This is a genomic window from Streptomyces sp. SID11385 (assembly GCF_010548245.1).
In the GTDB taxonomy this organism is placed as follows: Bacteria; Actinomycetota; Actinomycetes; order Streptomycetales; family Streptomycetaceae; genus Streptomyces.
This window is the reverse complement of sequence record NZ_JAAGLR010000354.1, coordinates 1-9,010: the sequence shown is the minus strand read 5'-3', so window position 1 is coordinate 9,010 and position 9,010 is coordinate 1. Positions and strand designations below refer to the sequence as shown.

The following is a 9,010-nucleotide window of genomic DNA, read 5'->3' as shown; positions in this document are numbered from 1 at the left end:
TCGAGGCGGAGGCGCGCGAGGCGCAGGCGCGCAAGGCCGCGCTCCTCGCCGCGGCCCACCGCTGGCGGCTCCCGCAGGTCCCGCTTCTCGCGCCGCCCCCGCCCCGTACGAAGCTCGCGCCGCCCACCCGGCGGGGGTTCGAGGTGAGCGGGCCCCGTACGAAGGCGCTGCCGCCCGTCTTCACGCGCGTCCCGACCAGCGACCGCGTGGTCTTCCTCACCATCGACGACGGCGTGAACCAGGACCCCGAGACGCTCCGCATGCTGCGCGAACTCCACGTCCCGTACACGGCCTTCCTCAGCGCCGACGCCGTGGACGGCGGCTGGGAGTACTTCCGCAGGGCGCACGAGCAGGGCGCGGCGCTCCAGAACCACACGCTGCGCCACCGCTACCTCCCCGGCCTGGACCGTGCGACCCAGCGCCAGGAGATCTGCGGCATGCAGGAGAAGCTGCGCCGCCACTACGGGCAGGGGGCCACACTCTTCCGGCCGCCGTACGGGAGCTACAACCGCGACACCCTGGAGGTCGCCCGCTCCTGCGGCATCCGCGGCATCCCGCTGTGGGAGGCGGAGGTCTTCCCCGGCAAGGTCGTCTACCGCGACACCGGCCTGCACCCCGGCGACCTCGTGCTCACGCACTTCCAGGGACGCGCGCAGTGGAACGGCTCGATGACCGACGCCCTTCGCACGTTCCTGCGCACCGTCACCGAGAAGGGGTACGCGGTGGCCCGCCTGGAGGACTACATCTGAGTCCAGCGGGGGAGAGGGGCCTTCCGGGACGTCGTCCGGAAGGCCCCTTTTCCGCTTCGCGCGGCACTCGCCTGGCACTCCGCTTGACCGAGTGCTAATCGCGGTCATAGTCTCGCTCTGGCACTCCCCACCGGAGAGTGCCAAACAGCGACGGGCAGTCCGGCACCCGCGACGACGGATTACCGGTCGCCACCCAATGACTTATTCACCCCGTGATCTCCGAAGGGGGAGGTCGGATCGTGACGACCGCCAGCTCCAAGGTTGCCATCAAGCCGCTTGAGGACCGCATCGTGGTCCAGCCGCTCGACGCCGAGCAGACCACGGCCTCTGGCCTGGTCATCCCGGACACCGCGAAGGAGAAGCCCCAGGAGGGCGTCGTCCTCGCCGTGGGCCCGGGCCGCTTCGAGAACGGCGAGCGCCTGCCGCTCGACGTCAAGACCGGCGACATCGTGCTCTACAGCAAGTACGGCGGCACCGAGGTGAAGTACAGCGGCGAGGAGTACCTCGTCCTCTCGGCCCGCGACGTGCTCGCGATCATCGAGAAGTAAGCACCACCCCGGTCGTGTCCGGGTCTTTCCCGGACCACCCGGCTTTCGCAACGAGCCGCGCCCCCGGACCCCGTCCTCTTCGACGCCGGGGCCACCGGGGGCGCGGTCGTTGTGTTCACCCACGACTTTCCCGAGTTTTTCCCGAGAGGGCTGAATCGCTCCCATGGCGAAGATCCTGAAGTTCGACGAGGACGCCCGTCGCGCCCTTGAGCGCGGCGTCAACAAGCTGGCCGACGCGGTCAAGGTGACCATCGGTCCCAAGGGCCGCAACGTCGTCATCGACAAGAAGTTCGGCGCCCCCACCATCACCAACGACGGTGTGACCATCGCCCGCGAGGTCGAGGTCGAGGACCCGTACGAGAACCTCGGCGCCCAGCTCGTCAAGGAGGTGGCGACCAAGACCAACGACATCGCGGGTGACGGCACCACCACCGCGACCGTGCTCGCCCAGGCGCTCGTCCGCGAGGGCCTGCGCAACGTCGCCGCCGGCGCGTCCCCGGCCCTGCTCAAGAAGGGCATCGACGCCGCCGTCAAGGCCGTCTCGGAGGACCTGCTCGCCACGGCCCGCCCGATCGACGAGAAGTCCGACATCGCCGCCGTCGCCGCGCTCTCCGCGCAGGACCCGAAGGTCGGCGAGCTGATCGCCGAGGCGATGGACAAGGTCGGCAAGGACGGTGTCATCACCGTCGAGGAGTCCAACACCTTCGGTCTGGAGCTGGACTTCACCGAGGGCATGGCCTTCGACAAGGGCTACCTCTCCCCGTACATGGTCACCGACCAGGAGCGGATGGAGGCCGTCCTGGAGGACCCGTACATCCTCATCAACCAGGGCAAGATCTCCTCGATCCAGGACCTCCTGCCGCTCCTTGAGAAGGTCATCCAGGCCGGTGGCTCCAAGCCGCTGCTGATCATCGCCGAGGATGTCGAGGGCGAGGCGCTCTCCACCCTCGTCGTCAACAAGATCCGCGGCACCTTCAACGCCGTCGCCGTCAAGGCGCCCGGCTTCGGCGACCGCCGCAAGGCCATGCTCGGCGACATCGCGACCCTCACGGGCGCGACCGTCATCGCCGAGGAGGTCGGCCTCAAGCTCGACCAGGCCGGTCTGGACGTGCTGGGCTCCGCCCGCCGCGTGACCGTGACCAAGGACGACACGACGATCGTCGACGGTGGCGGCCAGCAGGCCGACATCGACGGCCGCGTCGCCCAGATCAAGGCCGAGATCGAGACCACGGACTCCGACTGGGACCGCGAGAAGCTCCAGGAGCGCCTCGCGAAGCTCGCCGGTGGCGTGTGCGTCATCAGCGTCGGCGCCGCGACCGAGGTCGAGCTGAAGGAGAAGAAGCACCGTCTGGAGGACGCCATCTCCGCGACCCGCGCCGCGGTCGAGGAGGGCATCGTCTCCGGTGGTGGCTCCGCGCTCGTCCACGCCTCGAAGGTCCTCGCCGACTCGCTCGGCAAGACGGGCGACGAGGCGACCGGTGTCGCGGTCGTCCGCGCCGCCGCCGTCGAGCCGCTGCGCTGGATCGCCGAGAACGCGGGCCTTGAGGGCTACGTCATCACCTCGAAGGTCGCCGAGCTCGACAAGGGCCAGGGCTTCAACGCCGCGACCGGCGAGTACGGCGACCTCGTGAAGGCCGGCGTCATCGACCCGGTCAAGGTCACCCGCTCCGCCCTGGAGAACGCCGCCTCCATCGCCTCGCTGCTCCTGACGACCGAGACCCTCGTCGTCGAGAAGCCGGCCGAGGAGGAGCCGGAGGCCGGTGGCCACGGCCACAGCCACAGCCACTGAGGCCCTGAGCGGCGAGCGGCGATGAGCGCGGCCGCCCCGGCCGGTGCACTCCGGCCGCCCGCCGCTCCCGCGGCCGTAAGGCCGCGCTGCCCCTCCGCGTGACAGCGAAAAGGGCCGGTTCCCTCGGACGAGGGAACCGGCCCTTCGGCGTGGGGCGTCAAACGGGGGCGGGGCACCCCGCTTCCCGCCCTCCGCCGTCCGCTCAGACGCGGCCCCGTCCCGCTCGCCCGCGGGCGCGGGCGTGGCGGCGCGGGGCCGTCGCCGTCGCCGCCCGTACCTCCTCCTCCTCCGGCTCCGCGGCCGGTTCCGGCCAGGCCGGTTCCACGAAGAGGTCCCGCCACTGGGGCCGCTGCGGCGAATCGTGGTCGAGGGCTTGTGACATCGCGTACTGCTCCTGTGGAAGACGGTGAGCGGCGCCCGCCGGGAGCGGGCCCACCTCCCGCCTGCCCCCGGCCAGGCGCCTCACGCCGACAAGTGCAGCCCCTCCGCCGCCACCGGCTCCGCGAACGGCTCGCCCCGGGTCCAGCGCTCGATCTCGTCGAGCGCGTGGTCGGCCATGCGGTGCACCTCGTTGCCGAGGGAACCGGCGACGTGCGGGGTGAGCAGGACGTTCGGGAGGGTGTACAACGGCGACCCGGGCAGGGGCGGTTCGGGGTCCGTCACGTCGAGGACGGCGGAGAGACGCCCCGAGGTCAGCTCGGCGAGCAGCGCGCTCTCGTCGACCAGCGAGCCCCGCGACGTGTTGATCAGCGTCGCCCCGTCCGGCATCGCGGCCAGCTCGGCCGCCCCGATCAGGTGGCGGGTGCTGGGGAGTTCGGGGGCGTGCACCGAGACGACCGAGCCGCGCGCGCACAGTTCGGCGAGGCCCACGGAGCGCGCGCCGAGCGCCGCCGCTTCGGCCGCGGAGACGTACGGGTCGTGCAGCAGCACCTCGAAGTCGAAGGGCCGCAGGAGTTCCAGCACCCGGCGCCCCACCCGCGAGGCCCCGACGAGCCCGACGACGCGCCGGTAGTTCCCCGCCGCGCGCAGCTCGCGGTGCCAGTCGTGGCGCGCGCCCGGCTCGCGGGCGCCGCGCGCCGAGTCGAGCACCTTCTTGCCGGAGAAGAGGATCGCGGCGAGCGTGTACTCGGCGACGGGGAGCGCGTTGGCGCCCGCCGCCGTGCTGACCCGGATGCCGCGCTCCCAGCACGCGTCGGTCACGAAGCCCTTCACGGTGCCCGCCGCGTGCACGACGGCGCGCAGCCGCGGCGCCCGCGCGAGCACGTCGGCGGTCAGCGGCGGCACGCCCCAGCAGGTGAGCAGCACCTCCGCCTCGGCGAGCGCGGCGGCGAGGGCCGGGGCGGGGTCGGTGAAGTCGTCGGCTATCAGGCCGGGTTCGGTCCGTACGAGGCGGCCCATTCTGTCGTGATGGGCCGGCGTCAGCAGTTCCTCCGCGACCTGGGGGGCCATGGCGAGCAGGGCCCGGGGACGTCGGTCGGTGGGCTCGTGCATGGTGATGCGAGTACTCCTCACACGGTGGGGTGGTGCGGTACGGGGGACGAGCGCCCGCCCGTACCGCCGTACGCGGGCGGCTACTTGACCCCGCCCGCCGTCAGCCCGGCCTTCCAGTGCCGCTGGAGCGTCACGAAGGCGATGATGAGCGGCAGGACGGCGAGCAGTGAGCCGGTGACGACCATCGGGTAGAGCTCCGGGTTCGCGTTGGCGCTGCTGTGCCAGTTGTAGAGGCCGAGGCTGAGGGGATAGAGCTTCTTGTCCGACAGCATGACCAGCGGCAGGAAGAAGTTGTTCCACACGGCCGTGAACTGGAAGAGGAACACCGTCACGAAGCCCGGCATGATCATGCGCAGACCGATCGACCAGAAGACGCGCAGCTCGCTCGCCCCGTCGATGCGGGCCGCCTCCAGCGCCTCGTTCGGGATGTACCCGGCGCTGAAGATCCGCGAGAGGTAGACGCCGAAGGGGTTCACCAGGACGGGGACGAGGACCGCCCAGTAGGTGTTGACGGTGTGCGTCTTGACGGCGAGGAGGTAGAGCGGCAGCGAGAGCGCGGTCGAGGGCAGCAGCACCCCGAGCAGCACCATCGCGAAGAGCTTCTCCTTGCCCCGGAACACGTACTTGTCGAAGGCGTACCCGGCCGCGACGCTCACGAGGGAGCAGCCGAGCGCGCCGGCTCCCGCGTACAGCAGCGAGTTGAGGTACCAGCGGAAGTAGAGGCCGCCCTCGTAGTCGGTGAGCGCCGAGAGGTTGTCGCCGAGGCTGAAGCCCTCGGAGGAGAAGACGTTGCCGCCGAGGATGTTCCCGGCGTCCTTCGTCGCCGCCGTCACGAGCCAGACGAGCGGGAAGAGCGCGTAGACGGCCGCGATGAGCAGGACGACGTTGACGGCGACGCGCGAGGTCCAGCGGCCGGACCGCCTGCCGCCGCGGGTCGCGACGGGCGCGCGGCGCGGGGCTTTGACCGTGGCCGGTTCGCCCGGGGTGCCTTCGCCGGGTGCGGCGAGGAGTGGCGTGGTCATGCCTGGGCTCCCTTGCGGTTCGAGAGGCGGGTGACGACGAAGGAGAGGACGGCGGCGACCAGCGCGATGAGCACGGAGGCCGCGGCGGCCCGCCCGTAGTCGTTGATCTGGAAGGCCGCGGAGTAGGCGTACATGTTCGGTGTCCAGGTGCTCGTGACGGCGGAGCCCGAACTGGAGAGCAGTAGCGGCTCGGTGAAGAGCTGGAGCGAGCCGATGATCGTGAAGAGCAGCACCAGGAAGACGGATGACCGGATGAGCGGGAGTTTGATCGAGAAGGCGAGACGCCAGTTGCCCGCCCCGTCCACGGCGGCGGCCTCCAGCATCGAGCGGTCGATGGCCTGGAGGGCCGCGTAGAAGATGACGAGGTTGTAGCCGATCCACTCCCACACGGCGATGTTCACGATCGAGGGCATCGCGCCGTCCGGGCCGAGGAAGTCGAAGCCGAAGCCGCCGGACTCCATGGCCTTGACGACCGGGGAGAGGCCCGGCGTGTAGAGGTAGATCCAGACGAGGCCCGCGATGAGCCCCGGGATCGCGTGCGGCAGGAACAGCGCGAGCTGGAAGAAGCGGCGGGCGCGCGCGAGCGCCGTGTCCAGGAGCAGGGCGAGGGCGAGCGCGCCGCCCATCATGATCGGGATGTAGAGGACGACGTACCGGGCGAGCACCCCGAAGCCGTCGCGGAACGCCTCGTCCTTGATCACGTCGAGGTAGTTGCCGAGGCCGTCGAAGACGCTGTGCGGCCCGTCGAAGCCGAGCCCGGAGAGCTTGTCGGTGAACAGGCTCAGCCAGATCGCGTACCCGACCGGGAGCAGCATCGCGAGGGTGAACAGGACGAAGAAGGGCGTCAGGAGCGTCGCGGCGGCGAGCCCGGTACGGCCGGAGGCGGAGCCCTTGCGGCGGGGCGCGGCCGCGGGCGCGGTGGCCCCGGGGGCCGGGGCCGGCTGTGTTCTCGTACCGCTCATGACCCGTCCTCGACCTTCAGCCCGCTCTTGCGCAGGGCGTCCACGGTGGCGCGCTGGGTGGTGGCGACCGCCCCGGTGAGGGACTTGCCGCCGGAGACGACCGCTTGGAGCTGGTCGTGCAGGGTGTTGTTGGCGGCGGCGGTCGGGCCCCACAGCCAGTCCGGATTGATCGTCGCGGCGGACTTCGCGTAGAGCCCGTAGAGGTCGGCGCCGCCGTAGAAGCTCGTGTCGATCGCCTCGCGCGCGACGGGCACGAGGGCGCGCGCGGCGGGGAAGGCGGTCGACGTGCTCGCGGTGACGCGCGCCTTGACCGAGTCGGGCGAGGTGGACATCCAGAGGATGAACTCCATCGCCGCCTTCGTCTTCCTGCTGTCCTTGGAGATCGCGAAGGTCGAGCCCTGGCTCATCCCGGAGCTGGGGTGTGCCGCGTCCCAGCTCGGCATCGGCATCGCGGCCCACTTGCCCTTCTGCTCGGGCACGATCCCGGCGAGCGTCCCGGCGCTCCAGGAGGCGCCGAGGTAGCCGAGCGTCGTACCGGCCTTGAGCGAGGAGGTCCACTCGGGGCTGTAGGAAGGGGCGGTCGAGACGAGACCGTCCTTGATCATCCCCTGCCAGTACGTGGCGACCTTCTTCGTCGCCGGATCGCTCGTGTCCACCTTCCAGGACCCGCCCTCGGTGGAGAACCACTGGGCGCCGGCCTGCCACGCCATCGTCTGGAAGAAGGAGGCGTCGTCGGCGAAGAACGTCGCGATACGGGCCTTCGGCGCGGCCTTCTCGACCTGCCGCGCGGCGGTACGGAAATCGGCCCACGTCTTCGGCGGCTCGACGCCGTACTTCGCGAAGAGGTCCTTGCGGTAGTAGAAGATCTGCGGCGCCGCGTCCGAGGGGACGGCCCAGTTCCGGTCGCCCATCGTCGTCAGCTCGATGGTCTGCGGCAGGAACTTCTTCTTCACGTCCGGCGTCATGTACGCGCTGATGTCCTTGAGCGAACCCTGACTCACGAACTGCGCGAGCGAGGGGTACTCGATGGAGAGGACGTCGGGTGCGATACCGGCCTTGAGGGCGTTGGTGATCTTCGGGTAGCCCCCGAGACCGCCGGAGGGTATCTCCTCGAACTTCACCTTGATCGTGTCGTGCGTGCGGTTGAACTCGTCCGCCACCTGCTGGGAGCCCTTGGTCCAGGCCCAGAAACTGACGGTGACGGGATGGGCCCTCGTGCCTTCGGCGGGCGCCTCCGCGCTCGGGCCTCCGCAGGCCGCGGTGGCGGCGAGCGAGGCGAACGCGACGGCACCCACGAGGGCGCGCGAGGACCGGAACCCAGGGCGGCTCACGGCGCTGCTCCTCTTCGCTGGGGGACAGGCGGTCGCGGTGATGCTTCGGCGCCGGGTGAGCGAAGTCAAGATTGTTTGGTCGATTGATCGAAAAATGATCGAAAGAGGCCTCGAATTCCAGGGCGCACCACATCCAGGGAGGCAATTTCAGCCCCTCTGGGGGTCCCCCCGGCCGAAGGCTGGGGGAGTTTGAGGAGCGGGGTCCGGGGCGGAGCCCCAGGGAGGCCCGCCCCGCAGAGGCAGAAGCGATCCACGAAAGGGCGCCCTACTCCGCCCTCAGCCCTCCGCAGGAGTCCCGCACCCGCAACGTCGGCAACAACTCAACGTGCCGCCGCGGCTCGCCCGCCCCGTCGCCCCCGGCGGAAACCCGCTCCGCGAGGCGTTCCGTCAGCAGCTCCACGGCCGCCCGGCCCACCGCCCGCTTCGGCGGGGCCACCGCCGTCAGCGGGGTCTCGGCGAGGGCGGCGACCTCGTCGTCGTACGTCACGAGCGCCAGGTCGCCCGGTACCCGTACCCCCCGCTCCGCCAGGTCCCGTACGAGTCGCGTCGCGTCCTCGTCGTTGTGCGCGAGCACCGCCGTCGTGCGGCCCCCGCGCACGAGCCGGGCCAGTTCGTCCACGGAGGCCACCGGGCTTCCCGCGCCGGGCTTTTCGGGGGCCGAGTCGAGAACGGGGAGGCCCGGTTCCAGGCCCAGGATCTCCACCGCGCGCCGGTACCCCGCCCGTACCGCCTCCGCCGTCGGGCTGTCCGTGCGCGCCACGAGCACGGGGGAGCGGTGGCCGAGCCGGGCCAGGTGCCGCAGGCCCACGAGCACGCCGTGCGCGTGGTCCGAGCCGACCCGGTCGAGCGCGTCGAGCGGTCCCGCCGGGTCCCCGCGCCGCTCCACGAGCACGGCCGGGACGGGCAGTCGCGCGATCCACTCCGTGTGCAGCGACTGGTGCTCGGGCCGCGTCCAGCTCGGGATCACGAGCAGCCCCCGGGCCCCGGCCGCGAGCAGGCCCGCCGCGTGCGCCGCGTCGTCCTCGGGCCGGTAGTCCGAGACCCGCAGGACCAGACGCGCCCCGAGCCGCGCCGCCGCCTCGTGCGCGCCGCGGATGATGTCGGCGAAGTAGTACCCG

Annotated in this window: 9 protein-coding genes; 3 read left to right on the top strand and 6 right to left on the bottom strand. The window is 71.3% G+C overall.

Going from position 1 to position 9,010, the window contains the following annotated elements; translation table 11 throughout:
- The 3 genes from G3I42_RS10730 to groL all read left to right on the top strand — a co-directional run.
- The coding region (locus G3I42_RS10730; protein ID WP_164284756.1) for a polysaccharide deacetylase family protein at positions 1 to 749 on the top strand (749 nt) is incomplete at its 5' end.
- Positions 750 to 988: 239 nt separating this feature from the next.
- Positions 989 to 1,297, top strand: coding sequence for a co-chaperone GroES (gene groES / locus G3I42_RS10725; RefSeq protein WP_008747517.1), 309 nt, complete (start codon positions 989 to 991; stop codon positions 1,295 to 1,297).
- A 163-nt stretch (positions 1,298 to 1,460) separates the two neighbouring features.
- Positions 1,461 to 3,086: a chaperonin GroEL gene (gene groL / locus G3I42_RS10720; protein ID WP_164284753.1), complete on the top strand. Its 1,626-nt coding sequence runs from the start codon at positions 1,461 to 1,463 to the stop codon at positions 3,084 to 3,086.
- Positions 3,087 to 3,288: 202 nt separating this feature from the next.
- Here groL and G3I42_RS10715 read toward each other — a convergent pair whose 3' ends face one another.
- From G3I42_RS10715 to G3I42_RS10690, 6 genes are all read right to left on the bottom strand, one after another.
- Positions 3,289 to 3,468 carry a hypothetical protein gene (locus G3I42_RS10715; RefSeq protein WP_164284750.1) on the bottom strand — a complete coding sequence of 60 codons (180 nt, stop codon included), beginning with the start codon at positions 3,466 to 3,468 and terminating at the stop codon, positions 3,289 to 3,291.
- Positions 3,469 to 3,548: 80 nt separating this feature from the next.
- Positions 3,549 to 4,577: a hydroxyacid dehydrogenase gene (locus tag G3I42_RS10710; protein WP_164284747.1), complete on the bottom strand. Its 1,029-nt coding sequence runs from the start codon at positions 4,575 to 4,577 to the stop codon at positions 3,549 to 3,551.
- Between the two features lie 80 nt (positions 4,578 to 4,657).
- The gene (locus tag G3I42_RS10705) at positions 4,658 to 5,599 is read right to left on the bottom strand and encodes a carbohydrate ABC transporter permease (protein WP_164284744.1); all 942 of its coding nucleotides are present in this window, start codon (positions 5,597 to 5,599) and stop codon (positions 4,658 to 4,660) included.
- Positions 5,596 to 6,561, bottom strand: coding sequence for a sugar ABC transporter permease (locus G3I42_RS10700; protein WP_164284740.1), 966 nt, complete (start codon positions 6,559 to 6,561; stop codon positions 5,596 to 5,598). Before G3I42_RS10700 ends, G3I42_RS10705 begins: the two co-directional genes overlap by 4 nt.
- On the bottom strand, positions 6,558 to 7,892 hold the full coding sequence (locus G3I42_RS10695) for a sugar ABC transporter substrate-binding protein (protein ID WP_164284736.1): 1,335 nt from the start codon (positions 7,890 to 7,892) through the stop codon (positions 6,558 to 6,560). Before G3I42_RS10695 ends, G3I42_RS10700 begins: the two co-directional genes overlap by 4 nt.
- 265 nt (positions 7,893 to 8,157) lie before the next feature.
- Positions 8,158 to 9,010: substrate-binding domain-containing protein (locus G3I42_RS10690; protein WP_164284734.1), on the bottom strand; the 853-nt coding region annotated here is incomplete at its 5' end.